Annotated in this window: 20 protein-coding genes; 12 read left to right on the forward strand and 8 right to left on the reverse strand. The window is 71.3% G+C overall.

Going from position 1 to position 25,296, the window contains the following annotated elements:
- Nucleotides 1-230 precede the first annotated feature (230 nt).
- Nucleotides 231-1,190: a CDP-alcohol phosphatidyltransferase family protein gene (locus OHA72_RS13665; RefSeq protein WP_327011554.1), complete on the forward strand. Its 960-nt coding sequence runs from the start codon at nucleotides 231-233 to the stop codon at nucleotides 1,188-1,190.
- 1,565 nt (nucleotides 1,191-2,755) lie between these two features.
- Here OHA72_RS13665 and OHA72_RS13670 read toward each other — a convergent pair.
- The 3 genes from OHA72_RS13670 to OHA72_RS13680 all read right to left on the reverse strand — a co-directional run bounded on the left by OHA72_RS13670 (nucleotide 2,756) and on the right by OHA72_RS13680 (nucleotide 6,488).
- Nucleotides 2,756-4,021 (reverse strand): phosphatidylserine decarboxylase, encoded by a 1,266-nt coding sequence (locus tag OHA72_RS13670; RefSeq protein ID WP_327008193.1) that lies wholly within the window; start codon nucleotides 4,019-4,021, stop codon nucleotides 2,756-2,758.
- Between the two features lie 83 nt (nucleotides 4,022-4,104).
- The gene (locus tag OHA72_RS13675) at nucleotides 4,105-4,356 is read right to left on the reverse strand and encodes a hypothetical protein (RefSeq protein WP_327008194.1); all 252 of its coding nucleotides are present in this window, start codon (nucleotides 4,354-4,356) and stop codon (nucleotides 4,105-4,107) included.
- Nucleotides 4,353-6,488, reverse strand: a complete 2,136-nt coding sequence (locus OHA72_RS13680; protein WP_327008195.1) for a PspC domain-containing protein — start codon at nucleotides 6,486-6,488, stop codon at nucleotides 4,353-4,355. Before OHA72_RS13680 ends, OHA72_RS13675 begins: the two co-directional genes overlap by 4 nt.
- A 238-nt stretch (nucleotides 6,489-6,726) precedes the next feature.
- On the opposite strand from OHA72_RS13680, the gene OHA72_RS13685 reads away from it, so the two are divergent.
- The 3 genes from OHA72_RS13685 (at nucleotide 6,727) to OHA72_RS13695 (ending at nucleotide 9,857) form a co-directional block, all read left to right on the forward strand.
- On the forward strand, nucleotides 6,727-7,953 hold the full coding sequence (locus OHA72_RS13685) for an ATP-binding protein (RefSeq protein WP_327008196.1): 1,227 nt from the start codon (nucleotides 6,727-6,729) through the stop codon (nucleotides 7,951-7,953).
- A complete protein-coding gene (locus OHA72_RS13690) occupies nucleotides 7,953-8,606 on the forward strand; it encodes a response regulator (RefSeq protein WP_327008197.1) in 654 nt (217 codons plus the stop codon). Before OHA72_RS13685 ends, OHA72_RS13690 begins: the two co-directional genes overlap by 1 nt.
- A 132-nt stretch (nucleotides 8,607-8,738) precedes the next feature.
- Nucleotides 8,739-9,857 (forward strand): thioester domain-containing protein, encoded by a 1,119-nt coding sequence (locus OHA72_RS13695; RefSeq protein WP_327008198.1) that lies wholly within the window; start codon nucleotides 8,739-8,741, stop codon nucleotides 9,855-9,857.
- Between the two features lie 73 nt (nucleotides 9,858-9,930).
- On the opposite strand, the gene OHA72_RS13700 is transcribed toward OHA72_RS13695, so the two are convergent.
- Nucleotides 9,931-10,659: a PIG-L deacetylase family protein gene (locus OHA72_RS13700; RefSeq protein ID WP_327008199.1), complete on the reverse strand. Its 729-nt coding sequence runs from the start codon at nucleotides 10,657-10,659 to the stop codon at nucleotides 9,931-9,933.
- Nucleotides 10,660-10,867: 208 nt separating this feature from the next.
- Entirely contained in the window at nucleotides 10,868-11,143 is a 276-nt protein-coding gene (locus OHA72_RS13705) for a chorismate mutase (protein ID WP_327008200.1), read from the reverse strand.
- Nucleotides 11,144-11,391: 248 nt separating this feature from the next.
- Between OHA72_RS13705 and pcrA the strand changes: the two genes are divergently transcribed.
- Entirely contained in the window at nucleotides 11,392-13,803 is a 2,412-nt protein-coding gene (pcrA, locus tag OHA72_RS13710) for a DNA helicase PcrA (RefSeq protein WP_327008201.1), read from the forward strand.
- Between the two features lie 844 nt (nucleotides 13,804-14,647).
- On the opposite strand, the gene OHA72_RS13715 is transcribed toward pcrA, so the two are convergent.
- Entirely contained in the window at nucleotides 14,648-15,331 is a 684-nt protein-coding gene (locus OHA72_RS13715; RefSeq protein WP_327008202.1) for a M23 family metallopeptidase, read from the reverse strand.
- A gap of 313 nt (nucleotides 15,332-15,644) precedes the next feature.
- Between OHA72_RS13715 and OHA72_RS13720 the strand changes: the two genes are divergently transcribed.
- From OHA72_RS13720 to OHA72_RS13735, 4 genes are all read left to right on the forward strand, one after another.
- The gene (locus OHA72_RS13720) at nucleotides 15,645-16,049 is read left to right on the forward strand and encodes a coenzyme B12-dependent isobutyryl CoA mutase small subunit (RefSeq protein ID WP_327008203.1); all 405 of its coding nucleotides are present in this window, start codon (nucleotides 15,645-15,647) and stop codon (nucleotides 16,047-16,049) included.
- 457 nt (nucleotides 16,050-16,506) lie between these two features.
- Entirely contained in the window at nucleotides 16,507-17,682 is a 1,176-nt protein-coding gene (gene sucC / locus OHA72_RS13725; protein WP_327008204.1) for an ADP-forming succinate--CoA ligase subunit beta, read from the forward strand.
- Nucleotides 17,683-17,687: 5 nt separating this feature from the next.
- Entirely contained in the window at nucleotides 17,688-18,575 is an 888-nt protein-coding gene (gene sucD / locus OHA72_RS13730; protein WP_327008205.1) for a succinate--CoA ligase subunit alpha, read from the forward strand.
- Between the two features lie 75 nt (nucleotides 18,576-18,650).
- Entirely contained in the window at nucleotides 18,651-19,952 is a 1,302-nt protein-coding gene (locus tag OHA72_RS13735; protein WP_327008206.1) for a cell division protein PerM, read from the forward strand.
- 163 nt (nucleotides 19,953-20,115) lie between these two features.
- On the opposite strand, the gene OHA72_RS13740 is transcribed toward OHA72_RS13735, so the two are convergent.
- Nucleotides 20,116-20,670 carry a DUF4190 domain-containing protein gene (locus OHA72_RS13740; protein ID WP_327008207.1) on the reverse strand — a complete coding sequence of 185 codons (555 nt, stop codon included), beginning with the start codon at nucleotides 20,668-20,670 and terminating at the stop codon, nucleotides 20,116-20,118.
- 209 nt (nucleotides 20,671-20,879) lie between these two features.
- Between OHA72_RS13740 and purN the strand changes: the two genes are divergently transcribed.
- Both purN and purH read left to right on the forward strand, forming a co-directional pair.
- Nucleotides 20,880-21,491: a phosphoribosylglycinamide formyltransferase gene (gene purN / locus OHA72_RS13745; protein WP_327008208.1), complete on the forward strand. Its 612-nt coding sequence runs from the start codon at nucleotides 20,880-20,882 to the stop codon at nucleotides 21,489-21,491.
- The gene (purH, locus tag OHA72_RS13750) at nucleotides 21,484-23,016 is read left to right on the forward strand and encodes a bifunctional phosphoribosylaminoimidazolecarboxamide formyltransferase/IMP cyclohydrolase (protein WP_327008209.1); all 1,533 of its coding nucleotides are present in this window, start codon (nucleotides 21,484-21,486) and stop codon (nucleotides 23,014-23,016) included. Before purN ends, purH begins: the two co-directional genes overlap by 8 nt.
- Before the next feature lie 37 nt (nucleotides 23,017-23,053).
- Here purH and OHA72_RS13755 read toward each other — a convergent pair whose 3' ends face one another.
- A complete protein-coding gene (locus OHA72_RS13755; RefSeq protein ID WP_327008210.1) occupies nucleotides 23,054-23,830 on the reverse strand; it encodes a serine hydrolase in 777 nt (258 codons plus the stop codon).
- Between the two features lie 173 nt (nucleotides 23,831-24,003).
- On the opposite strand from OHA72_RS13755, the gene OHA72_RS13760 reads away from it, so the two are divergent.
- Nucleotides 24,004-24,897, forward strand: a complete 894-nt coding sequence (locus OHA72_RS13760) for a bifunctional methylenetetrahydrofolate dehydrogenase/methenyltetrahydrofolate cyclohydrolase (RefSeq protein ID WP_327008211.1) — start codon at nucleotides 24,004-24,006, stop codon at nucleotides 24,895-24,897.
- The last annotated feature ends 399 nt before the right edge of the window (nucleotides 24,898-25,296 follow it).

The following is a 25,296-nucleotide window of genomic DNA, read 5'->3' on the forward strand; positions in this document are numbered from 1 at the left end:
ATGTTTCTAGGCGGGTTCCTATCTGAGCCATCGCCAAGCGCGACACGATATGCGATGGTGTAGATCGCGAGGCAGTCTCGCGAAGACGGACTACTGGGGGCAAAACGCCCTCGAATGCGACCGTGGGAACCCCGTTCCTGCATGGAGGATCAGTGCCGAGAGCACCTTGGCAGCGACGACGCACCACGGACAGTCCGCGCCCCGGAGGGGGCCGGCAGTGGGCAGGACGGCTGCGACGCAGCGGTTCGCTCGCCCGCCAGGTGCTCTTCGCGGGGCGGGTCGGTCGTCGCGGTGACGGTAACGTCGCCGGCGCCACCGCCCTGCTCATGCCGCCGCCGACCGAGTCCGACACCCGCGAGGGCAGGGTCCGGCTCCCCCGACTGCGTATGCGTCGCCGTGACGGACTGTCACGCGACGTGGTGTCGGTCGCGCCAGTCAGTCCCGCCGTCCCGCCGCTGCACACCGCCCCCGACGACGCCCCCGGCCTCAGCATCCCGCTGCTGCCCGGCGAGCGCACCGTCGCCCGGCGCATCCGCTTCGCCCTCGTCAACGCCTGCACCATCAGCAGCCTCCTGCTGGGCCTGGCCGCCATCTTCGTCGCCGTCAACCACGGCGACGTGCGCGTCGCGGCCACCCTCCTCATCGCCTGCGTCGTCTTCGACGGCCTCGACGGCTTCCTGGCCCGCCGCCTCGGCGTCGCCAGCCCGTTCGGCGCGCAGATGGACTCCCTCGCCGATATGTGCTCCTTCGGCCTGGCCGCGCCCGTCGTCGTCTACGCCTGGCTCAACGACTCAGCCCCGGCCGCCGTCCTGATGCCGGCCTGCGCCCTCGTCGCCGCATGCGCCGCGATCCGCCTGGCGCGCTTCAACGTCTCACCGAAGGACGGCCGCTTCTTCTGCGGCGTGCCGACCACGATGTGCGCGGCGGTGCTCGCCCTGGCCACCCTCATCGCCCCGGAGATGCCGCCGGTCCTGCGGGTCGCCGGCGTCGCCGTCCTCGGCCTGGCGATGGTGTCCAGCTTCCCGTATGCCAAGCTCGCCCGCCTGGCGAAGCTTCCGCCGTGGCTGTTCGTCCTGCCGGTGGTCGGCGTCCTGGTCGACTTCCGCCTGACGTTCGTCGCCGTGGTCCTGGCGTACCTGGTGAGCGGCCCGGTCCTCTGGCTCCGCCAGCGCCGCCACGTCACCGCCTAGCTCTCCCGCACCACCAGCGCCCCGCCCCGGCTCACCCCGGCCCGCGGGGCGCTGCCATTTCCCCGTCACAGCCCGCTGCGGGTGATCGAGTGCCGGCGTCCGGCCGTCCCGAGGTCAAGGCCGTCCTTCGAACACCAGTCGGCGTCCGGTCCGCAGGCCTCGACCGGCGACCTTGGTTCAGGGGCTCGGGCACACCCCATCGCTCACCCCCGCTGGGTCCGTCGCACAGCCCTGCCGATGCTCGTCGTGCGACCCGCCGGTTCGGCCAAGTCACCCGAACGCTGCACGCGCAACCCCTGCGCCCCCTGCGCCTCTGCGCCCCTGCGCGCGACCCCGGCGTGTGATCAAAGGACAGGGATGGCTGTGCGGGCAGCCGGATTCGTCCTTCGATCACGGCGGGCGGTGCTCCGTCGCACGCCTTGACGAACGCCTGGGGCGACCAGTAGCTGGCTCGGCTTGCTGGCTGGGTGGCTGGGTGGCTGGGAGCATTCTCGTCGCGCGCCTGCCAGTGCTCGTCGTGCGACCCGCCGGTGCGGACAAATCACCCGAACACCGAATGCGCGGCCTGTGCCCACCCCTGGGCGACGCCTACGTGATCAAAGGACGGGGATGGCTGTCCGGGTGGCCGGAATCGTCCTTCGATCACGGCCTGTGCCCACCCCTGGGCGGCGCCTGCGTGATCAAAGGACAGGGGTGGCTGTCCGGGTGGCCGGATCTGTCCTTCGATCATGGCGGGCGGTGTTCTGTCGCACGTCTGGCGAGTGTCTGGAGCGACCAGTAGCTGGGTCGGCTGACTGGCTGGGCGCACTCTCGCCGCGCGCCTGCCGGGGCTCGTCATGCGACCCGCCGGTGCGGGCAAATAAACCGAACGCTGCACGCGCAACCCCCTGCGCCCCTGCGCGCGACCCCGCGTGTGATCAAAGGACAGGGATGGTTGCCCGGGTGGCCGGATCTGTCCTTCGATCACGGCGGGCGGTGTTCCGTCGCACGTCTGGCGAGTGCCTGGGGCGACCAGTAGCTGGCTCGGCTGGTCAGCTCGGCGCACTCTTACCGAGCGCCCGCCGGTGCTCGTCGTGCGATCCGCCCGGTGCGGACAAATCGCCCGAACGCCGAATGCGCGACCTATGCCCACCCCTGGGCGACGCCTGCGTGATCAAAGGACAGGGGTGGCTGTGCGGGTGGCCGGATCTGTCCTTCGATCACGGCGGGCGGTGTTCCGTCGCACGTCTGGCGAGTGCCTGGGGCGACCAGTAGCTGGCCCGGCTGGCTGGGTCGGCGCACTCTCACCGCGCGCCTGCCGGGGCTCGTCGTCCAACCCGCCGGTGCGGACAAATCACCCGAACGCTGTATGCGCGACCCTCTGCGCCCGCCCCTGCGCGACCCCGCGTCTGGTCAAAGGACAGGAATGGCTGTCCGGACGGCCGGATCTGTTCTTCGATCACAGTGCTTCGTAGGGGTCCAGCGCGGTTCAGTGGCCGGCGCCGGCACGGATCGAGGGACGGCGCCGGCCGTGACGTGTGGCCGGGGCCGTCCCTCGATCGTGGTGGGTGCGGGGAGCGATCAGGTCAGAGCCAGGTCGCGATCACCGTCGCGCCGCCCACGACGCGGTCGCCCGGGGCGACCGTCGGGGCGGCCTTGTCGGCCGGGAGGTAGACGTCGGTGCGGGAGCCGAACCGGATCAGGCCGAACCGCTCGCCCTTCGCCAGCAGCGAGCCGACCGGGGCGCGCTGCACGATGCGGCGGGCGATCAGGCCGGTGCGCTGCACGACCGCGACCGGGCCGTGGGCCGTCTCCAGCAGCGTGTACGCCGCGACGTTGTGCTCCGCCTCGGGCTTCATCGCCGCGGCGTAGCCGCCGTCCTCGACGAAGTAGTCGACGACCTTGCCGGCCACGGGGGCGCGGTTGACGTGCACGTCCAGGACGGAGAGGAAGACCGCGATGCGGAGGAACTCCATGTCGCCGAAGCGCTTGTCGTGCATGCGCTCCACGCCGAGGACCTTGCCGTCGCTTGCGGCGACGACGGCGCTCGTGTCCTCGGGCACGTCGCGCTGCGGGTCGCGGAAGAACGCGGCGACCGGGGCGGCGGCGAGCGCGGGGACCATCCACAGCTTCGACTTCGGGCGGGCGGCCTTGGCCAGGGCGGCCAGGCCGAGCGCGATGCCGGCGGCGGCGACGCCGTTGGAGTCGATGTTCATGCCCCGGGTGAGGGGGACGCTCGACGGGCGCAACGCCGGCAGCAGGTTGTGCGCCGCGGCGTGGTGCGCCGGGGTGTGCCGCAGCCGGTGCACGCGGACCGGCGGCACGTTGCGCAGGACAAGGTCGCTGCCCACGCCATACAGCGCGGCCTGGCGCTCCACCTCGTCGGCGGCGCCGCTCGGCAGGCGGGTCGCCGGGACGACGACGGTGAGCACGCCGCCGGCGTTGACGAGCTTGGTCAGGTCGGCGAGGGCGGCCCGCGCCTCGTCGGCGCTGCCGGCCAGGGGCTCGGCGAGGATCACCACGTCAGCCGGCTCGGCCTCGGTGAGCGACTCGACGACGCGGGTCCGGTCGGTCACCCAGCGACCCTGCCGCTCGACGTGCTCCCGAAGGGCCGCGGCGGCACCGAAACCGGAACCGGAGGAGGCGGCGACGACCGTCAGCCGGTCGTCGGGCAGCAGCGCGTCGATCGCGGCCGCGAGGGTTGCGGAGCCGGCGGCCGCGCCGACCAGGAGGCCGGTCTTGGGTCCGCCGTGACGGGCGAGTTCGCTGGCGAGGACCCGGGCGGCGCGGTCACCGATCTGGATCGGGCGGCGGGAGACGCCGGACGCGCCACCAACGGGAGACTGGGTCATGTCTGGATGGCTCCTCAGAAAACGCAGAGACAAAGCAAAGGCCGGCGGGGAAGCGTGCCCCGCCGGCCCAGCATATTCCGTGTCTAGTCGACGTCGTCCGGGTCGTGCGACGCCGGTACCGAGGAAGATGGCACCGCCGAAGACGGTTTGTCGTTTTTGTCGGAGCGCAGGGCCCCGAGCAGTCCGAGCAGCCCGAAGACGATCAGCCCGACGGCGACGATCCAGCCGGCGCTGAGATTGACCTCGACCGCCTGGTTGAACAGCCAGACGACCACGATGCCGAGGAAGATCAGGCCGAACGTGAGGGAGAGGCCGTCGGTGCGGTGCGGCTTCATCGGGTGACCTCCAGGTTGCCCCATCGGATGTCGAGCTCGAGGTGCAGCTTGCCGCCCCCGGCGCCGTCGGTCCCCGTGTCGGTGAACCGGTTGTTCTGGTTGAACCCGCCGCACTCGCGCCCCAGGACGCTGCAGTCGCCGCCCTCGACCCGGACGTCGACGGTGACGTCCACGTTCGGCGGCAGGGTGATGCGGATGTTGCCGCCCAGGTCGACCCGGAAGCTGAGGTTGACCTCCTGGCCGGTGAAGTCGACCGCGGACAGGTCGGCGTTGATGTCACCGATGTCGGTGCGGTAGTCCTCGTCCAGCTCATTGACCGAGGTCGGGCTGATGTTGATGTTCTCGATGTGCCGCGGCGGGCTGCCGTCCACCGAGCCCGAGGCGGCCGAGATCGCCAGGGCGATGCTCAGCACGGCCCCGAGCAGGATCATGAGCCGGGCCCGGCCGAACCACGCGCCGACGATCAGGCCGAGCGCCACGATCGCGAGCGGCACCGCGAAGTACGTGCTGACCAGGAAGTCGGCGGTGGTCACCTCGAACGCGGCGAGCACACCCAGCGACAGGCAGATCAGCGAGAAGATCACCCGGCCGAGCCGGGACCGCACCTTCGGAGGCTTCGGAGGCTTCGGCGGGATCGGGGCGAGCCCCGGGTACGGCGCTCCCGGCGCGCCGGGCGGGTAGCCGAGCGACGCCGCGTAGGGGCTCCTGCCGCCGAACGGCCCGTGCGGCGCGAACGGCGGCCGGTAGCCGACCGGCGCGAGCGAGGGCGGCAGCGGCGGCACGAGCGGTGCCGTGGCCGGCGGAGCGGAGGCGGGGCTGAACACGGGTTGCGTCACGGTCGCCTGGTGTTGCCGCCACGCCGGGTGTACGGGTGCCGCCCCGCCCGCCGGTCCCGTGGCGCTGTACGCGGGCGCCCCGGCCTGGAACGGCGGCACGGACGGCGGAAACGGCGCGCCCGCCGGAGCCGGTGGCGGCACGAACGGCCCGGGTGGCGTCCCCGGCCCGCCGCCGCCCTGCTGGTCGCCCTGCGGGACGGCCTGCAGGTTGCCCTGCCCGCGCACGAGCAGCGCGACCACGCCGATGACCACGGCGAGACCGACCGCGGCCGCGCCGACGTTGCGCGACATCACCAGCAGGAACGCCAGCACCGCGCCGACACCGATCACGATCGCGAGGGGCGCCGACGTCGTCGACCTGCCCCGGCCGAGCAGCGCCTCGAGCGGGGAGCCGGTGTCGCCCTCGGCGGGCAGCAGGAGCCAGCCCAGCAGGTACGCGACGATGCTGACCCCGCCGGCGAGCGTGAGCACGGCGAAGATGACCCGCCAGAGGGTCGGGTCGGTGTTGGTGGCCCGGCCGATCGCGGCGCAGACACCGGCGACGTAGCGGCCCTGCTGGGGTCGCACGAGGTTGCCCCGGTTGAACCCGCTGCCGAACGGCGTCCCGAACGGTCCCGGCCCGCCGGGCCCGTTGCTCCCGGGCGGTGGACCGAACGGCCCGTTGCCCCCGGGCGGCGGCCCGAACGGCCCGCTGCCTCCGGGCGGCACTCCAGGCGCTCCGGGTCCGCCGGGTGCGCCGGGCTGGAACCCGCCGGGTGGCACCGCGCCGGGGGGCGGCGGCACGGCTCCCGCCGGCGGTTCGGCGGGGGTCGCGGTCTCGGCGGCGGGCGGCGCGGACGCCGGCTCGTCGCGCTCGACCTTGGTCAGGTCGACCTCGGGCTGCTCTGCCCGGACCGTGGGCGCGTCGGCGGGCGCCTCAAAGGTGGGCAGGTCGTATGTGGGGGCGCTGTACGTGGGCTCGGAGTACACCGGCGAACCGGCAGGCGGCGCGCTGTAGGGCTCGGCACTCACCGGCGACGCGCTGACGGGCGCGGCACTGACGGGCGAACCACTGACGGGCGCGGCGCTGACCGGAGCGGCGCTCACGGGAGCGTCACTGACCGGGGCGGCGCTCACGGGAGCGTCACTCTCCGGGGCGTCGCTGATCGGGGCGGCGCTGACCGGGGCGTCACTGACCGGGGCGGCGTCGGCAGCGGCGTCGTCAGCGGCGGGGGGCGTGCTCACCACGTCGGACTGCCCGGCGTCGGCGTCCGGCCCGCCGTCGGGCAGGTAGTCGGCCTCATAGCTGGGCGCCACACGTACACCATCCGGCTCTTGATCTTCTGCTTTTGCTGCTGCGGCCGCCGGCTCGTCGGCGGCAGGCGGGTTCGTCATGCCACTGATGTTCGCTGACGCGGAGCCCTGCCCGCCTCAGGCATCGACCCTGACACCACCCTGATTTGCCGGTTCCAGGGTCGCTCGGAGTGGTCCAGGTGTCGGTCCGCGTGTGACGATTTGGTGGACCTCCACCGGACCACGAGCCGAAACGAGCCTGATGAGCAGCCCAGTGCCGATCCGCCGCCTCTACCGCGAGCCCGCGGACCGGGTCGTCGCCGGGGTCGCCGCGGGCATCGCCGCCCATCTCGGCGCGTCCGTGGTGCTGGTGCGGGTGGCGTTCGTGCTGCTCGCCGCGTTCAACGGGCTCGGCGCGCTGCTCTACGCCGCGTTCTGGGCGGTGCTGCCGATGCCGCCGCACGTGCGGTCCGGCCGGCGCAACGTCAACCAGCTCTTCTCGTTCCTCGCGCTCGGCGTCGGCGTGGTGCTGCTGGTGCTGATGGTGAAGCCCACCGAAGGCATCCAGGCCGTGATCGGCTGGCTCGCCGCGGTCATCGCGCTCGGCGCCGGCATCATCTGGCACCAGGCGGACCCGAAGCGGCGCGAGCGCTGGTCGGCGACGGTGCCCGGGATGCCGTGGCTCGGCGCGGTCATGGACAACAACCGCAAGTCCTACCTGGTGCGGTTCATCGGCGGCGGCCTGCTCGTCGTCGTCGGCATCATCGGTGCCTTCGTCGCCGGTGTACCCCTCGCCGGCGCCAACCTCGCCTCGATCGGCTACGGGCTCGGCTTCGCCGCGGTCGCCCTCGCCGGGGTCGGCCTGGCGCTCGCCCCGCTGCTGTACCGCATGTTCACCCAGCTCAGCACGGAGCGCGAGGCGCGGGTGCGCGAGCAGGAGCGGGCCGAGCTCGCCGCCATGGTCCACGACCAGGTGCTGCATACCCTCGCCCTGATCCAGCGCAACGCCGGCGACCTCAAGGAGGTCCAGCGCCTCGCCCGCGGGCAGGAGCGGACCCTGCGCAACTGGCTGTACAAGCCCACCGCCTCGCCGACGGAGAAGTTCGGTGCGGCCCTGGAGGAGGCGTCGGCCGAGGTCGAGGACACGTTCGCGATCGCGGTCGAGACCGTCGTCGTCGGTGACCTCGACGTCGACGAGCGGGTCGCGGCGATCGTCGCCGCCGCCCGTGAGGCCCTGGTCAACGCGGCCAAGCACGCAAAGGTCGAGACCGTCTCGCTGTACGCGGAGGTCGAGCCCGACTGCGTGAGCGTGTTCGTGCGTGACCGGGGGATCGGCTTCGACCTCACCGCCGTCGAGTCCGACCGGCACGGCGTGCGCGGTTCGATCCTGGCCCGCATGCAGCGTCACGGGGGCAAGGCGGAGATCCGCAGCACACCGGGCGACGGCACCGAGGTGCGGTTGAGCCTGCCCATCGATACGGAGAAGTGATGACTGACGAGACCCAGCGCCTGCGGGTGTTCCTGGTCGACGACCACGCCATGTTCCGCGCGGGCGTCCGCGCCGAGCTCGGCGTGCATGTCGACGTGATCGGCGAGGCGAGCGGGGTCGCCGAGGCGGTGCAGAAGATCACCGCGTTGGAGCCCGACGTGGTGCTCCTCGACGTGCACATGCCCGACGGCGGCGGCCGGGCCGTCCTCGACGTGATGCGCCGCAGCAAGCCGCAGGTGAAGTTCCTGGCCCTGTCGGTCTCCGACGCCGCCGAGGACGTCATCGGGCTGATCCGGGCCGGGGCGCGGGGGTACGTCACCAAGACCATCTCGCCGGACGAGCTCGCCGACGCGATCCGGCGGGTCGCCGACGGTGACGCCGTGTTCAGCCCCCGACTGGCAGGGTTCGTGCTCGACGCGTTCGCCGCACGGCCCGACGCGCCGGTCGCCGACCCGGAGCTGGACCAGCTGACCAACCGGGAGCGGGAGGTGCTGCGGCTGCTGGCGCGGGGGTACGCGTACAAGGAGATCGCGAAGGAGCTCTACATCTCCATCAAGACGGTCGAGACCCACGTGTCCAACGTCCTGCGCAAACTGCAGATGTCCAATCGATATGAGTTGTCGCGCTGGGCAGCGGATCGCCGCCTGGTCTGAAATTTTTCTCGGTATAACCGGACAAACCGGTGTTACTGGTGTGACTGCTGTGACGTACGAGGTGACAGGAGGGGCTCCGAACCGCTAGAAACGAGCGTCCCCTTGTTTCTCTTCAAAGGTGGTCCCGTCCCCGTGTCTCACCTTCCCCGTCTGGCCGGCCTGGCCGCTGCGGTGCTCGTCGGGGGTGCCGTCGCGCTCAGCGGCGCGGGCATCGCCGCCGCCGACCCGCTGGCCACGCCGGTAGCCGGCACCCAGATCTACCTCGATGACCCGAAGACCGCGGCAGCGATCAAGGTCATCAACGCGAAGGACACCCATAGCAACCCCAAGGGCAACCTGACCGGCGCCCCGCGCCTGGCCATCAAGGTCGCCGGGGAGACCGAGCCGGTCCTCGCCTACTGCATCGACTTCAGCCGCGACATCAAGATCAACACTTACGTCGAGTCGTCCTGGGGCGACAACAAGAACCCGACGCCCACCAAGGAAGAGCTCGGGCAGGTGCGGTGGGTGCTGACCCACTCCTACCCGACCGTGGGTGTCTCCGGCGTGCTCGCCGCAGCCAAGGCCAAGCCGGCGGGCATCAGCGACGAACTGCTCGCCAAGCTGGTCTACGCCGGCACGCAGAGCGCCATCTGGACCCTCACCGACGGCGACATCTTCGGCCTGAGCGGTGACAACGAGGGCATCAACACGGGCAACACCGCGGAGCAGTACGCGGTGATCGTCGCGGTCAGCGAGTACCTCGTGAAGGCGGCGAAGAACCCGTCGGAGGACCCGGCGCCGAAGCTCGAGATCAACCCGGCCACCCTCACCGGTGAGGCCGGCAAGAAGATCGGGCCGTTCACCGTCGTGTCGGGCGGCGGCACCGCCACCCTCACCGCCACCGGCGGCAAGCTCGTCGACGCCGACGGCAAGCCCGTCACCTCGCTGCCGGACGGCGGCAAGTTCTGGGTCGTCGCCGACGCCGCGGGCACCGTGGCCATCGAGGCCGAGGGCAGCGGCTCCGTGCCGATCGGCCGGATGTTCGTCACCACCCAGCGGCCGCACGAGACGCAGAAGCTGATCCTCGCCGGGGTCGCCGGCACCGAGCTGCACGCCAAGGCCACGGTCACCGTGACCCCGCCCGTGCCGCACCTGCCGGTCACCGGCGTGAAGCTCACCGGAGCGATCACCGCCGGCGGGCTGCTCGTCGCTGGTGGCGCGGCGCTGCTGCTGATGGTCCGCCGCCGGCGGGTGCGCTTCACCGCCTAGTTCGTGCTGTTGCCGGGGCGGCCGCTTCTCTTCGAGGCGGCCGCCTCGTGCTGTCCTCAGGCGGTTGCTGTCCTCAGGCGGTGTGGAACACCGAGAACGCCTCGGCCAGGCTTCCCTCGGGGAGGCCGCCCGCGCTCGCTGTGGCCGCCAGGCGCTGGCGCATCAGGCCGTCGAGGTCGTCCAGGTGGGACGTCTGTGACACGTGGGCTCTGAGTGCCTTGAGCTTCCGCTCGTACGTGCCGGTGATGTCGACCAGGTGATCAGGGTCGGGTCCGCCCGAGTACCAGATCTCGCGGACCGTCCACGCCGGCAGGTCGAGCTCCGTGAACGTGAACGGATTGCGGGCGTCCGGATACACCGCGCACGTCGTCGCCTCGCCGGTCGCCAGATGGTCGGGGTGGCTCGGACCGGCGATGCGGTCCCAGCGCCGCAGCGGGGAGTTGGTCAGCACCCGGTCGGGGCGGAAGCTGCGGATCGCCGCCGTGATGTCCCGGCGCAGCTCGATCGTCGCGGTGAGCACGCCGTCGCGGTAGCCGTCCAGGAACTGCACATGGTTCACCCCGACGACCGCGGCCGCGGCGCGCTGCTCCGCCTCCCGCAGCGCGGGCATCAGCGTCCGCGGGGTGTCGTCGAAGCCGCCGGCGTCGCCACGCGTCACCAGCAGGTATCCCACCTCGATGCCGGCGTCGACCCAGCCGGCGACGGTGCCGGCGCTGCCGAAGTCGACGTCGTCAGGGTGGGCGAGCACGCAGAGGACGCGTCGCACGTCCTGCAGCGGTGTGGCCGATCTTGGAAAACTCATGCTTCCCTGTTTACCGCGTTTCGGCGGTGTACAGGGTGCCGCGGCTTCCGCGTTGTGCCGGATGCCGTGACGTCTACTGGGTGCCGCGGCTTCCGCGTTGTGCCGGATGCCGTGACGTCTACTGGGTGCCGCGGCTTCCGCGTTGTGCCGGATGCCGTGACGTCTACTGGGTGCCGCGGCTTCCGCGTTGTGCGGGATGCCGTGGCGTCTACAGAGGGCCGCGGCCGGCGCGGAGGATCAGCAGGGCCAGCTGGGTGCCGTCGGCGCCGAGCTCGGCGGAGAAGCGCTCGAGGATCTCCCGCTCGCGGGACAGCACCAGGCGGGTGCCGCCGGCGGCGACGCGCGTCGCACCGACCTCGCGGGAGATCGCGGCCCGCTCCTTCCAGAGCGCGACCAGCGCCGCGTCGATCTCGTCGATCCGGGTGCGCAGGCCGGCGATGTGCTCGTCGGCGGCGGGCTGCTGTTCCATGGTGATGGCGGCCATTCTCTCTCGTCCTTGTCAGCTCTGGCTCTCGTGCCCTGCCCCGGGAAACGCGAACGCCCCGGGCTCAGGAGCCCGGGGCGTCGGTAGGTTCAGCGATCAGGCGCGACCTACGGCTGCCGGACTCCCGGAGCCGTAAAAAAAGTAGCGCGCCTTCTCGATCACGTCATTGAGTATGGCACGGGATTCTCGGCGACGTGAAGTCCTCCGGCGGTTTTCTGTCAGTGGGTCGGCATAGACTCGCCCGTGCGATGCATGCTCTCTTCGATCTTCCCCAGTCCGAGCCGGCCGGCGTGACCGCACCCGCCGCCCCGGCTCAGCCGTCCCGCCGCCGCGACCCCGAGGCGCTGCTCGACGGGCTCAACGGTCCGCAGCGCGACGCCGTGACCCACGAGGGCTCCCCGCTGCTCATCGTGGCCGGCGCAGGCTCCGGCAAGACCAAGGTGCTGACCAGCCGGATCGCCTATCTGCTGGCGGCCCGTGCCGTGCACCCCGGTGAGATCATCGCGATCACCTTCACCAACAAGGCCGCCGGCGAGATGAAGGAGCGCGTCGCCAACCTCGTGGGCGGCCGCGCCCGGCTCATGTGGGTGTCGACGTTCCACTCGGCGTGCGTGCGCATCCTGCGCGCCGAGCACGACCACGCCGGCCTCAAGTCGACGTTCTCCATCTATGACGCCGACGACTCGCGCCGGCTCATGCAGCTCGTGATCCGCGAGCTCGACCTCGACCCGAAGCGCTATCCGGCCCGGGGTCTGGCCGCCCAGGTCTCCAACCTGAAGAACGAGCTGATCGACCCCGACACCTTCACCGCCAAGGCGGTCGGTCCCGCGGAGCGCACCCTCGCCGAGGCGTACACGCTCTATCAGCAGCGCCTCACCGAGGCCCACGCGCTCGACTTCGACGACCTGATCATGCGCGTCGTGCATCTGCTGCAGAGCCACCCCGAGGTCGCCGAGACCTATCGCCGCCGGTTCCGCCACGTCCTCGTCGACGAATACCAGGACACCAACCACGCGCAATACATGCTGGTGAAGGAGCTCGTCGGCAGCACCGGCGAGCTGTGCGTCGTCGGCGACGCCGACCAGTCGATCTATGCGTTCCGCGGCGCCACGATCCGCAACATCCTCGAGTTCGAGCGCGACTATCCCAACGCCCGCACCATCCTGCTGGAGCAGAACTACCGCTCCACCCAGACGATCCTGTCCGCCGCCAACGCCGTCATCGGCCGCAACACGGAGCGCAAGGAGAAGCGCCTGTGGAGCGACCAGGGCGCCGGTGAGCAGATCGTCGGCTATGTCGCCGACACCGAGCACGCCGAGGCCGACTGGGTCGCCCGCGAGATCGACCGGCTCTCCGACAACGCCGGGGTCCGCCCCGCCGACGTCGCGGTCTTCTACCGCACCAACGCGCAGTCCCGCGTGTTCGAGGAGATGTTCATCCGCTTCGGCCTGCCCTACAAGGTCGTCGGCGGCGTCCGCTTCTACGAGCGCAAAGAGGTCCGCGACGCCCTCGCCTACCTGCGCGCCGTGGTCAACGACGACGACACCGTCAGCGTCCGCCGGGTCCTCAACACGCCCCGCCGCGGCATCGGCGACCGCGCCGAGGCCTGCGTCGAGGCCCTCGCCGCCCGCGAGCGCATCTCCTTCGGCGCGGCACTGCGCCGCGCCGCCGAGGCCCCCGGCATCTCCACCCGCGCCGTCAACGCGATCGGCGACTTCGTCGCGTTGCTGGACGAGCTGCGCACCCTCGCCGAGACCGCGCTGCCCGAGGAGGTCCTGGAGGCCGCCATCGAGCGCTCCGGTTACCTCGGCGAGCTGGAGGAGAGCACCGACCCGCAGGAGGTCGGCCGCGTCGAGAACCTGCAGGAGCTCGTCAGCGTCGCCCGTGAATACACGGAGCGCGCCGAGGCCACCATCGCCGTCGCCGCCGAGCAGGGCGACGCCACCGCCGCCCCACCACCGACCGTCGCCGGCTTCCTGGAGCAGGTCTCCCTGGTCGCCGACGCCGACCAGATCCCCACCGACGACCCCGACCACACCGGCGTCGTCACCCTCATGACCCTGCACACCGCCAAGGGCCTCGAGTTCCCGGTCGTCTTCCTCACCGGCCTCGAAGACAGCGTCTTCCCGCACCAGCGCTCCATGAGCGACCGCAAGGAGCTGGAGGAGGAGCGCCGCCTGGCGTATGTCGGCATCACCCGCGCCCGCCAGCGCCTCTACATCTCCCGCGCCGTCACCCGCTCCGCCTGGGGCCAGCCCGCCTACAACCCGCCGTCACGGTTCCTGGAGGAGCTCCCACCCGAGCTGGTCCGCTGGGAGCGCACCGACGCCGCGTACACCAGCTGGTCCGGCGGCGGCGGCGTCGGCGGCCGCAACACCGGCCCCGCCCAGTCCCGCACGTCCTCCTTCGTCGGCGGCACTCCGAAGGCAGCCCAGCTCGCCGCCAAGCTCGGCCTGGACGCCTCCAAGCTCTCCACCGCCAGCGAACTCGCCCGCGACGTCCCCTCCCTGACCGTCGGCGACCGCGTCAACCACCAGCGCTACGGCCTCGGCCGCGTCCTGGCCGTCGAGGGCGCGGGCCCCCGCGCCCAGGCCCAGGTCGACTTCGGCGACCAGGTGATGTGGATCGTCCTGCGCCACGCCCCCATCGACAAACTCTGACGTCACCGACTCCGCAGACCTCTCCGGCTCCGCCGCCCGCCCGGCCAACTCGGCGCGGCGCCGCGCAGGCCTGGGCGCTTCGCCGGCGCCTGTGCGGGGGTGCCTGTGCGGGCGCCTGTGCGCGGGGGGCAATGCATGGGGTGGTCGCACGTCGGGCCTTCATGCGGCGATGCCGCTCGTTCGCGTCGGCGCGGCGCGGCGCGGCGGTTGCGGCGGTCGGCGCGGTGATCGAAGTCGTGTCCTGGTCGTCCGGGTGGCCGTTCCGCGGCGTTGATCAGTGCGGGGTGGTCTGTGTGGCGGGTGCGGGGTTGCGGTGCCTGCTCGTTCGCGGTGTTGCTTCGTGATCGAAGTCGTGTCCTGGTCGTCCGGGTGGCCGTTCCGCGGCGTTGATCAGTGCGGGGTGGTCTGTGTGGCGGGTGCGGGGTTGCGGTGCCTGCTCGTTCGCGGTGTTGCTTCGTGATCGAAGTCGTGTCCTGGTCGTCCGGGTGGCCGTTCCGCGGCGTTGATCAGTGCGGGGTGGTCTGTGTGGCGGGTGCGGGGTTGCGGTGCCTGCTCGTTCGCGGCGTTGCTTCGTGATCGAAGTCGCGCTCTGGTCGTCCAGGTGACCGTTCCGCGCTGTTGATCGGCGCCCGTTGTCGTTGGGTGGCGGGCCCCGTCTTTGTGGTGGGCGGTCGGCTCCGGGCGGACGGTGAGGCCGGCTCAGCGCAGCGTGGCGCGGCGGTTGCGGCCGTCGGCGCGGTGATCGAAGTCGTGTCCTGGTCGTCCAGGTGACCGTTCCGAGGCGTTGATCAGTGCCGGGTTGGGTCTGTCGGAACCCACGGGCGGCGACGGCGGGTGGCCGAAGCTAGTTGTAGATGGCCTCGGTGTGTTTCTGGATGTCTACGCCGTGTTTGCGCATGAAGGCGAGCGGCTCGACGGGCTTGTCGTTCTCGCGGACCTCGAAGTGCAGGTGGGCGCCGAACGAGTGGCCGGTGTTGCCGGTGAGGGCGATCCGGTCGCCGGCCTTCACGAGCTGGCCTTCCTTGCACAGGAGCTTGGAGGCGTGGCCGTAGACGGTGGTGATGCCGCCGCCGTGGTCGATCATGACGTTGTAGCCGTAGCCGCCGTTCCAGCGGCAGAGGATGACCTTGCCGGCGGCGACGGCGTTGAACGGGGTGCCCTGGGGGGCGCCCAGGTCGACGCCGGGGTGCAGGCGGCCCCAGCGTTCGCCGTAGAAGGATGTCAGGGTGTAGCGCTGCATCGGCAGGATCCACACGTCGGGGGCGGGCACGGTGCTCGTCGACATGGAGCCGGTGCGGGAGCGGCTGGCGCGGTCGTCGGAGCCGGTGCGGACGCTGACGTCGTCGAAGTTGCCGCTGGCCTCCAGGGACAGGTCGTTGCGCGGCTCGGGCAGGGCGGCGGAGACGCCCAGCGCGACGATGCCGGCGCCGACGACGGCGGTGGTGAACACGGCGGCGTAGCGGGTGCGGGGCGACTCGGCCCGGCGGCGGCCGCGGTAGGCGCGGCGCGGCGGTGGTGTTTCGTCCATCGCGTCACACCTCCAGTTCGCGCCGCCATCCCGGAGGGAAAGCCGCCGATATGAGTCGCAGTCACGAAAAAAGCGGCAATTCCGTTATGCCGGAAATATAAAGCGCATCGCAATACTGAACCGCAGGTCACCGTAGCCAATGCGGAATGCGCGCCACAAGCGTCGACAGGCCCACAGGTGCAATGACTGCCCTGGGGACTGGTTGTGCGTAACTGTGGGTGCGCAAGGTCGTTGCGGACGTTCGATGCGGTACCTTCGGCCACAGGTGCGTGCCGCAACGGAGCGGTGCGCCCAAACGGGAAGGACCGTGAGGATGAGCGCGCGGACCCGCGTCGTCATCGCCAAGCCCGGCCTCGACGGGCACGACCGAGGCGTCAAGATCGTCGCCCGGGCACTCCGGGACGCCGGGATGGAAGTCATCTACACGGGCCTGCACCAGACCCCGGAGCAGATCGTGGAGACCGCCATCCAGGAGGACGCCGACGCGGTCGGCCTGTCGGTCCTGTCGGGGGCGCACATGACACTGTTCCGGAAGGTCATCGAGCTGCTCGCCGAGCGCGGCGCCGACGACATCCTCGTGTTCGGTGGCGGCATCATTCCCGACGACGACCTGCCGGAGCTGGAGCGGCTCGGGGTCAGGAAGATCTTCACGCCGGGGGCGACCACGCAGTCGATCGTGGAATGGGCGCGCGCGCACATCGTGGCAGCGCACGCCTGATCGACGGCTCTATATGTGCAAAGAGCCGAAAAGAATGAATCGGGAAAAGGGGGAGAGGCCGGACGCACCCCTCACGCGTCCGGCCTCTCTATCGCACGATGCCCCGCCGCCACCCCTCGACCGACAGGGCATCGGCCGCCTTTGGTGCCGGCCCTACCCTTCGGGGAAACCCACGCGGGCGGGCCGACACTGCACTCAACGACGGTCCGCGTGCGGGGTTACGCGCGAGCGCGCCTGTCCCTCGAAAGAGGAACCCGACAGGAACCCGGCAGGAACCCGGGGGAGCCCGAAGTGGAACCTGGCGGGAGTCTGAAGCGGAACGCACCGAGGACACCGCTGTGGAATCGGGCACACCGTGCACCCGCCAAGTCGCAGCCTGTTCAGACCTGGTTAGGCTGCGAGCGTTGAGCCGTCCTCGCGATGGGGCAGGCGGCACGGTTGACGGAACGGGACCACTGTGGACCTGTACGAGTACCAGGGGCGCGCCCTCTTCGCCAAGCACGGGTTGCCTGTGCTGGGCGGCGGCGTCGCCGAGACCCCTGAAGAGGCCCGGGCGATCGCCGAGGAACTCGGCGGCCGGGTTGTCATCAAAGCCCAGGTGAAGGTCGGTGGCCGCGGCAAGGCCGGCGGCGTCAAGCTCGCCGAGGGCGCCGACGAGGCCACCAGCCACGCGACCAACATCCTGGGCATGGACATCAAGGGCCACACGGTCCACAAGGTGATGGTCACGACCACGGCAGACATCGCCGAGGAGTACTACTTCTCGTACCTGCTCGACCGGGCGAACCGCACGTTCCTGTGCATCGCCAGCGTCGCCGGCGGCATGGAGATCGAGACCGTCGCGCACGACGCGCCGGAGAAGGTCGCCAAGGTCGCGATCGACGCGGTCAAGGGCGTCGACGAGGCCACGGCCCGCGCGATCGTCGAGCAGGCGCAGTTCCCCGCCGACGTCGCGGACCAGGTCGTGTCGATCGCGGTCCAGCTGTGGCAGGCGTTCATCGCCGAGGACGCCACGCTGGTCGAGGTCAACCCCCTCGCAAAGACGACCGACGGCACGGTGCTCTGCCTCGACGCAAAGGTGACCCTGGACGAGAACGCGGGCTTCCGCCACTCGGACCACGAGGCGCTGGAGGACAAGGCCGCCGCCGACCCGCTCGAGCAGGCGGCCAAGGCCAAGAACCTCAACTACGTGAAGCTCGACGGCAACGTCGGCATCATCGGCAACGGCGCGGGCCTGGTCATGTCGACCCTCGACGTGGTGGCGTACGCCGGCGAGGGCCTCGGCAGCAAGCCGGCCAACTTCCTGGACATCGGCGGCGGCGCCAGCGCCCAGGTCATGGCCGACGGGCTGGAGATCGTGCTCGGCGACCCCGACGTGAAGAGCGTGTTCGTCAACGTCTTCGGCGGGATCACCGCCTGCGACGCCGTCGCCAACGGCATCGTGCAGGCGCTGCAGCTGCTCAAGGACCGTGGCGAGACGGTCGCCAAGCCGCTCGTGGTCCGCCTCGACGGCAACAACGCCGAAGAGGGCCGCCGGATCCTCGACGACGCCGCCAACCCGCTGATCCAGCGGGTCGACACGATGGACGGCGCGGCCCGTCGCGCCGCCGAGCTCGCAGCGAGTGGGGTGTAACGACCATGGCGGTATGGCTGACCGAGTCCAGCAAGGTCATCGTCCAGGGCATGACCGGTGCCGAGGGCTCCAAGCACACCCGGCGGATGCTCGCCGCGGGCACCAACGTCGTGGGCGGCGTCAACCCGCGCAAGGCCGGCACGCAGGTCGACTTCGACGGCACGAAGCTGCCGGTGTTCGCCAGCGTCGCCGAGGCGATCGAGCAGACGGGCGCCGACACCAGCGTCATCTTCGTCCCGCCGGCGGGCACGAAGTCCGCCACGATCGAGGCGATCGACGCGCAGATTCCCCTCGCGGTGGTCATCACCGAGGGCGTGCCGGTGCACGACACGGCGAACTTCTGGGCGCACCTGCAGGCCACCGGCAACAAGACGCGGGTCATCGGGCCGAACTGCCCCGGCATCGCGAGCCCGGGCAAGTCCAACGCGGGCATCATCCCCGCCGACATCACCGGCCCCGGCAGGATCGGCCTGGTCAGCAAGTCGGGGACGCTCACGTACCAGATGATGTACGAGCTGCGTGACATCGGCTTCTCCACCTGCATCGGCATCGGCGGCGACCCGGTCATCGGCACCACGCACATCGACGCGCTCGCCGCGTTCGAGGCCGACCCGGAGACCGCGGCGATCGTCATGATCGGCGAGATCGGCGGCGACGCCGAGGAGCGCGCGGCGGATTTCATCAGGGCCAACGTGCGCAAGCCGGTCGTCGGCTACATCGCGGGCTTCACCGCCCCGCCCGGCAAGACCATGGGGCACGCCGGCGCGATCATCTCCGGCTCGGCGGGCACCGCCGACGCGAAGAAGCTCGCGCTGGAGGCCGTCGGCGTCCGCGTCGGCAAGACCCCCACCGAGACCGCCAACCTGATGCGCGATCTGGTCAAGGCGCTGTAAAAGAGCAACCGTAAAGCGAGAATCGGGCGGCCGGGGTGAGTGACCGGCCGCCCGGTCTTTGACAGAGTAAGAGCGATGCCGACCACCCCAGAGGAACCAGACGACGGGGCCCAGACACGGCTGGCCGACCGGGAGACCGTTCGCCTGCCGATCCAGCGGCGCTCCACGCGGGGCCGGCCCCCGGGCCGGCGCCCTGCCAGGCGTGCCCCGCTGGTCCTCGCCGCCACCGTGACCACGCTCTGGGCCGCCGTCGTGACGCTCGTGCCGACCCTCGTCGTGGTCTGGCTGCTGCACGCCGTGGACAGCTCCGGCGCCCCCCTCTGGCAGGTCCTGCGCGTCGGCGCGGCCGGCTGGCTGCTCGCGCACTGGGTGCCGCTCTACACGGGGATCGGCCCGGTGTCCCTCGCCCCGCTCGGGCTCACCGCCGTCGCCGCCTGGCGCGTCTACCGCGCCGGCGTCCACACCGCCCGTGCCGTCGGCGCCCGGGCCCGCCCCACCGGTGGGGCCTGGACGCCGTGGCCCGCGGCGCGCGCCGGTGCGTGCATCGCCGTCGTGTACGGCGTCCTCGGCGCCGTCACCGCGATCATCGCCGGGCACAAGGGCGTGGAGGTCTCCGTCGCCGGCGCCGGGTTCACGTTCGCCGGGTTCGGCCTGGTGGCGGGGGGACTCGGCGCGTTCGTCGAGGCCCGGGGCATCGCCCGGCTCGCCGGCCGGCTGCCCGGGGTGCTGCGCGACGCGACCCGCACCGGCGGCGTGGCCGCGCTGCTCGTCCTGGGTGCCGGTGCCGCCGTCGCCGGGATGGCGATCGCGGTCAGCGGCGGCGACGCCGGTCAGATCATCGACGACTATCACACCGGTGTGGCGGGGCAGGTCGGCCTCGTCGTGCTGTGCGGCTTCTACAGCCCGGACGTCGCCACGTGGAGCGCCAGCTACCTGGTCGGGCCGGGCTTCACCATCGGCACGGAGACGACGATCAGCGCCGCCGAGGTGTCGATGGGTCGGTTGCCCGCCGTGCCGCTGCTGGCCGGGCTGCCGTCGACCCCGGCGACCGGGTGGGCGCCGCTGCTGCTGGGCCTGCCCCTGGCGGCCGCGCTCATCGCGGGCTGGCTGCTGGCCCGCCGGTCGCTGCGCAACGACCCCGCTCGGGGCTGGCTGCCGCTGCTCGGTGCGGCCGCGCTCGCCGGCCCGGTGGCGGGGCTGCTGCTCGGCCTGGTGTCGATCGCGGCGAGCGGGTCGGTCGGCGGCGGGGGCCTGGAGCAGGTCGGCCCGCACGTGGGCGAGGTGGCGTTCGTGGCGATGCTGATGGTGACGATCGGCACGGTCCTGGCGACGGCCGCCACGAAGATCGCGTTGCGGGTCCGCCAGGTCACGCCCTGACCGGTGGCCGCCGACCCGCCGCACCGGATCGCACCTGCAACCCCGTGCATCGCGGAACGCGCTGTCGGTCGGCTTGTGCGGCACCGGTACCGAATGGAAAAACGCAAATTGCCCGGCCGCTGTGAACAGCGAACCGGGCGATTGCGTCGATGTGTGGGCTGATCTAGTAGTACGTGAAGCTGCTGTTACCGAGCGCAAAGACGAAAATGAGCCAGGCGAGTTCGATGACCACAGCTACGGCACCGGTGATGATGCCGGCGAGGGCCATGCCGCCGTTGTTGGCCACACCTTCCTTGACCTTCTGCTGGCCGAGGTAGCCGAGTACGATCGCCGCGGCGCCGAGCAGGAGGCCGATGTAGCAGCAGGCGAGCGGGATCGACACGATGCCGAGGATCATCGAGACGAGGCCGAGCGTGTTCTGCTGCTGTGGCTGGCCGTAGCCGGGCTGCTGGAAGCCGGGGGTGCCGTAGCCGGCGGGCGGGTACGCGCCACCGGACGTGGGGTAGCCACCGCCCGAGGTCGGGTACGGGGTGCCGGACACCGGCGGCTGCTGGGCGTACGGGTCCTGGTACGCCGGCTGCTGCGGCTGGGCATAGGGGTCAGGCTGCTGCGGCTGTCCGTATTGCGGCTGCTGACCGTACTGCGGCTGCTGACCGTAGGGGTCCTGGTACGGCTGCTGCTGCCCGTACGGATCCTGGCCCTGTGGTGGGTAGCCCATTGCGGTGGCTCCTAAGGCTGGGGACATCTGTCGCTGCGGTTTCGCATCAGGGTAGTCCCGAGGGGGATACGGAACTTCGGCAGCGTACTGGTCAGGATCGAATCTTCGCAGTGGCAGAACGGTGGAACATCGGCAACTTGCCGGAATTTCGCCCATATGTCGCACAGCCCGGCGCTGAGCAGGGCCGACCTGGCCGGTAGAGTTTTACGGTGACCGTTCGGCTTGTCGTGCTTGTGTCCGGTTCCGGCTCCAATCTGCAGGCGCTGCTCGATGCCGCCGCCGATCCTTCCTACGGCGCCGCGGTCGTCGCCGTCGGCTCGGACCGGCCCGACATCGAGGGTCTGACCAGGGCGGCCAAGCACGACGTGCCGACGTTCGTGGCGGCCGTGCCGGCGTTTCCCTCGCGCGACGAATGGGACGCCTCCCTGACGGCCTCATGCCTGCGGTATGAACCCGACCTCATCGTCTCGGCGGGGTTCATGAAACTCGTCGGGCCGCGGTTCCTCGGTGCGTTCGAGGGCCGCTACGTGAATACGCACAATGCGCTGCTCCCGGCGTTTCCGGGTATGCATGGGCCGCGCGACGCCCTCGCCTACGGGGTGAAGCTCGCCGGCGCCACGCTGCACTTCGTCGACAGCGGCGTCGACACCGGGGCGATCATCGCGCAGGTCGCGGTGCCCGTCCTGGACGACGACACCGAGGACACCCTCCTCGAGCGGATCAAGGTGGCCGAGCGCCGCCAGCTGGTCGACATCGTCGGCCGGATGGCCCGCGAAGGCTGGACCGTCAACGAACGAAAGGTCAGGTTGGGTCGTGGCTAACCGCCGTCCCATCAGGCGCGCGCTCATCAGCGTCTACGACAAGGCCGGGCTGGAGGACCTCGCGCGCGCCCTCGCCGGCGCCGGCGTCGAGCTCGTCTCCACCGGCTCGACAGCGGCCCGCATCGAGGCGGCCGGCCTGCCGGTCACCAAGGTCGAGCAGCTCACCGGGTTCCCGGAGACGCTCGACGGCAGGGTCAAGACCCTCCACCCGCGCGTGCACGCCGGCCTGCTGGCGGACCTGCGGCTCGAGACGCACGCCGCGCAGCTCGCCGAGCTGTCGATCGAGCCGTTCGAGCTGCTGGTCTCCAACCTGTACCCGTTCACCGACACGGTCGCCTCCGGCGCCTCCGACGACGAGTGCGTGGAGCAGATCGACATCGGCGGGCCGGCGATGGTCCGGGCCGCCGCGAAGAACTTCCCCAGCGTCGCGGTGGTGACCTCGCCGTCGTCCTACTCCGACGTGGTCGCGGCCGTCGCGTCGGGAGGCTTCACCCTTGACGAGCGGCGCTCCCTGGCCGGCGTCGCCTTTGCACACATTGCGGAGTATGACGTCGCTGTCGCGGCGTGGTTTGCCCGGGACAATTCGGAGTTTTCCGGCACGGCGCTGCGGAAGTCGGCGTCGCTGCGGTACGGGGAGAATCCGCACCAGGCCGCCACGCTGTATGCCGACCCGGCCGCCGCGCCCGGCCTCGCCCAGGCCGAGCAGCTCGGCGGCAAGGAGATGTCCTACAACAACTACGTCGACGCCGACGCCGCCTGGCGCGCCGCGCACGACTTCACCGAACCCTGCGTCGCGATCATCAAGCACGCCAACCCGTGCGGCATCGCGATCGGCGCGGACGTCGCCGAGGCGCACCGCAAGGCGCACGCCTGCGACCCGGTCAGCGCCTTCGGTGGCGTGATCGCCGTCAACGCGCCCGTCACCGTCGACCTGGCCAAGCAGATCAGCGAGATCTTCACCGAGGTCGTGGTGGCACCGGCGTACGAGGAGGGCGCGGTCGCCGTCCTCACCGCCAAGAAGAACCTCCGCGTCCTGCGCGCCCCCGCCTGGGCCCCGGCCGCGGTCGAGTCCCGCCAGATCTCCGGCGGCGTCCTGGTCCAGGCCGCCGACCGCGTCGACGCCGAGGGCGACGACCCCGCGAACTGGAAGCTCGTCACCGGCGAGGAGGCGTCCCCGCAGGTCAAGCGGGACCTCGAGTTCGCCTGGCGGGCCGTGCGCGCCGTGAAGTCCAACGCGATCCTGCTCGCCTCCGGCGGCGCCACCGTCGGCGTCGGCATGGGCCAGGTCAACCGGGTCGACTCGGTCCGTCTCGCGGTCTCCCGCGCCGGCGACCGGGCCGCCGGCTCCGTGGCCGCCTCCGACGCGTTCTTCCCCTTCGCCGACGGGCCGCAGGCCCTGATCGCGGCCGGCGTCACCGCCATCGTGCAGCCGGGCGGCTCGATCCGCGACGAGGACGTCATCGAAGCGGCCCGCGCCGCCGGGGTGACGATGTACCTCACCGGCACGCGGCACTTCTACCACTAGCGGTTCCCGTGGGGCCCGGCGTGCTGTCGCCGGGCCCTTACGGTGTCGTGATCTTCGCGGGTACGGGCGCGCCGAAGTACATCGCCACCGCGTCGCTCACGGCATGGGCACCCTTGCCGAGGGTGCCGCTCGCGCCCTGCTCGTACATGGCGGCCACGACGTACCGCTCCCCGGCCCCGGCGAACCCGACCGTGTGCGTGACCCAGACCGTCCGGCCGCTCACCGGCTTCTGCGCCCAGCCGTCCTTGTTGCCCGGGGTGAGCCCGCTGCCGGCGGCCCAGACGCCCCAGCGCTGGTTGCCCGCCACGTTGCGCAGCGTCTTGACCAGGTAGGCGCGGTCGGCCGGGTCGAGCTTGTCCAGCACGTACCCCATCAGCGCCTGCAGGTCCTCGGCGCTGCAGCGCAGGTTCCGCCAGAACGTGTCGTACCCCGCGACCACGCTGAGGGTCTTCATGCCGAAGCGCTGCTGAAACCGGCCGAGCATCCCCGGGCCGTCGTAGCGGCTCCACAACGCGGTCGCCGCGTCGTTGTCGGAGTTGATCAGCGCCTTGTCGAGGTTGGCCCGGTCCGTCGCGTCGAGGGTGATGCTCCCCTGCCGGTGCCGTTCGAGCAGGTCGGCGGCGATCGCCAGCTTGATCGTCGACGCGGTCCAGGTGGTGGCGGTCGTGTTGCCGGCCTTCCACACGGCGCCGGTCTGCCGGTCGCGCACCACGATGCCGAACGTGCCCGGCTGCTGCTTCACGAACGCGGCCGCGCTGGCTTCCTTGTCCTTGCTCTTCCCGGGGCTCGGGCTCTTCCCCGGCCCCTGGCTCACCGTCGGACTCACCACCGCCGTTGCGGCCGTATCGGCTGTTTCGGTCTTTTGTGCCGATTCAGCCTGTTGTACCGGTTTGTCGCTCCCGCACGCGGCAAGCGATGTGATGGTGAGGAGGGCGACAAGCCACCGCCGGACGGACACCCCGAAACTGTAATGGCAGGATCGACCTCGTGACGGCAACGATGCTCGACGGCAAGGCCACCGCGGCCGCGATCAAGGAAGAGCTCCGCGGGCGCGTCAAGGCCCTCGCCGACCGGGGCATCGTCCCCGGCCTGGGCACCGTGCTGGTCGGCGACGACCCCGGTTCCCACGCGTACGTCGCCGGCAAGCACCGCGACTGCGCCGAGGTCGGCATCGCCTCGATCCGCCGCGACCTGCCCGCCACCGCAACCCAGGCCGAGGTGGAGTCGGCGGTCGCCGAGCTGAACGCCGACCCGTCGTGCACCGGCTACATCGTGCAGCTCCCGCTGCCCGCCGGCCTCGACGAGCAGCGGATCCTGGAGCTCGTCGACCCGGCCAAGGACGCCGACGGCCTGCACCCCACGAACCTCGGCCGCCTGGTCCTGGGCATCCCCGCGCCGCTGCCCTGCACGCCGTACGGGATCGTCGAGCTGCTGCGCCGCTACGCCATCCCCACCAACGGCGCCACCGTCGTCGCCATCGGCCGCGGCACCACCGCGGGCCGCCCGCTCGGCCTGATCTTCACCCGCAAGAGCGAGAACGCGACGGTCACCCTCTGCCACACCGGCACCCGCGACCTGGCCGCCCACACCCGCACGGCCGACATCGTCATCGTCGCCGCCGGCTCCGCCGGCCTCCTCACCCCCGACATGGTCAAGCCCGGCGCCACGGTCATCGACGTGGGCGTCACCCGCGTCCTCCAGCCCGACGGCAAGGCCCGCCTCGTCGGCGACGTCGCCGAGGGGGTTGCCGACGTGGCGGGCTACCTCGCTCCGATGCCGGGCGGCGTAGGCCCGATGACCCGCGCGATGCTGCTCACCAACGTCGTCGCCCTCGCCGAACGCCCTGCGCTTTCCGAGCACACGAAGAACGACCGGCACTAGTTCAAGATCGCATCCCCTTCGCACGCCCGGGCGCGGCCTCAGTCCGAGGCCCGCGACGGCGTGCCCGCTCGTCCCAGTGATCGAAGGATGGCTGTGGTCGTCCGCACGACCAGCACGCGCCTTCGATCACTGGGAAGATCTGCTCCGCGAGAGCGGCCGGCGACAGATCACGATTTTGTTCGCTTCGCGCGCCGGTCGGAATCGATGACTGGACTGGGGGTATCGCACGTCGGACGGCGTTGTTCGCCGCTGGGCCGTGCCGGTCCTGCCCGGGTCGCGTGGGCTGGGACCGAGGCACGTCGCTGCGTTGGTGTTGGCAGTGCGGCCTGGCTGTCGGGTCGTCGTGATCGAAGGATGGCTGTGGTCGTCCGCGCGACCAGCACGCGCCTTCGATCACTG

Source organism: Dactylosporangium sp. NBC_01737, assembly GCF_035963215.1.
Lineage (GTDB): Bacteria > Actinomycetota > Actinomycetes > Mycobacteriales > Micromonosporaceae > Dactylosporangium.

Excerpts from the sequence above, each read along its gene's own strand:
- sucD (WP_327008205.1), top strand. The coding sequence starts at position 17,688 with ATGGCGGTATGGCTGACCGAGTCCAGCAAGGTCATCGTCCAGGGCATG.
- OHA72_RS13740 (WP_327008207.1), bottom strand. The coding sequence starts at position 20,670 with ATGGGCTACCCACCACAGGGCCAGGATCCGTACGGGCAGCAGCAGCCG.
- OHA72_RS13675 (WP_327008194.1), bottom strand. The coding sequence starts at position 4,356 with ATGAAGCCGCACCGCACCGACGGCCTCTCCCTCACGTTCGGCCTGATC.
- OHA72_RS13700 (WP_327008199.1), bottom strand. The coding sequence starts at position 10,659 with ATGAGTTTTCCAAGATCGGCCACACCGCTGCAGGACGTGCGACGCGTC.
- OHA72_RS13705 (WP_327008200.1), bottom strand. The coding sequence starts at position 11,143 with ATGGCCGCCATCACCATGGAACAGCAGCCCGCCGCCGACGAGCACATC.
- OHA72_RS13720 (WP_327008203.1), top strand. The coding sequence starts at position 15,645 with ATGAGCGCGCGGACCCGCGTCGTCATCGCCAAGCCCGGCCTCGACGGG.
- OHA72_RS13685 (WP_327008196.1), top strand. The coding sequence starts at position 6,727 with ATGAGCAGCCCAGTGCCGATCCGCCGCCTCTACCGCGAGCCCGCGGAC.
- OHA72_RS13715 (WP_327008202.1), bottom strand. The coding sequence starts at position 15,331 with ATGGACGAAACACCACCGCCGCGCCGCGCCTACCGCGGCCGCCGCCGG.
- pcrA (WP_327008201.1), top strand. The coding sequence starts at position 11,392 with ATGCATGCTCTCTTCGATCTTCCCCAGTCCGAGCCGGCCGGCGTGACC.
- OHA72_RS13670 (WP_327008193.1), bottom strand. The coding sequence starts at position 4,021 with ATGACCCAGTCTCCCGTTGGTGGCGCGTCCGGCGTCTCCCGCCGCCCG.
- OHA72_RS13735 (WP_327008206.1), top strand. The coding sequence starts at position 18,651 with ATGCCGACCACCCCAGAGGAACCAGACGACGGGGCCCAGACACGGCTG.
- OHA72_RS13690 (WP_327008197.1), top strand. The coding sequence starts at position 7,953 with ATGACTGACGAGACCCAGCGCCTGCGGGTGTTCCTGGTCGACGACCAC.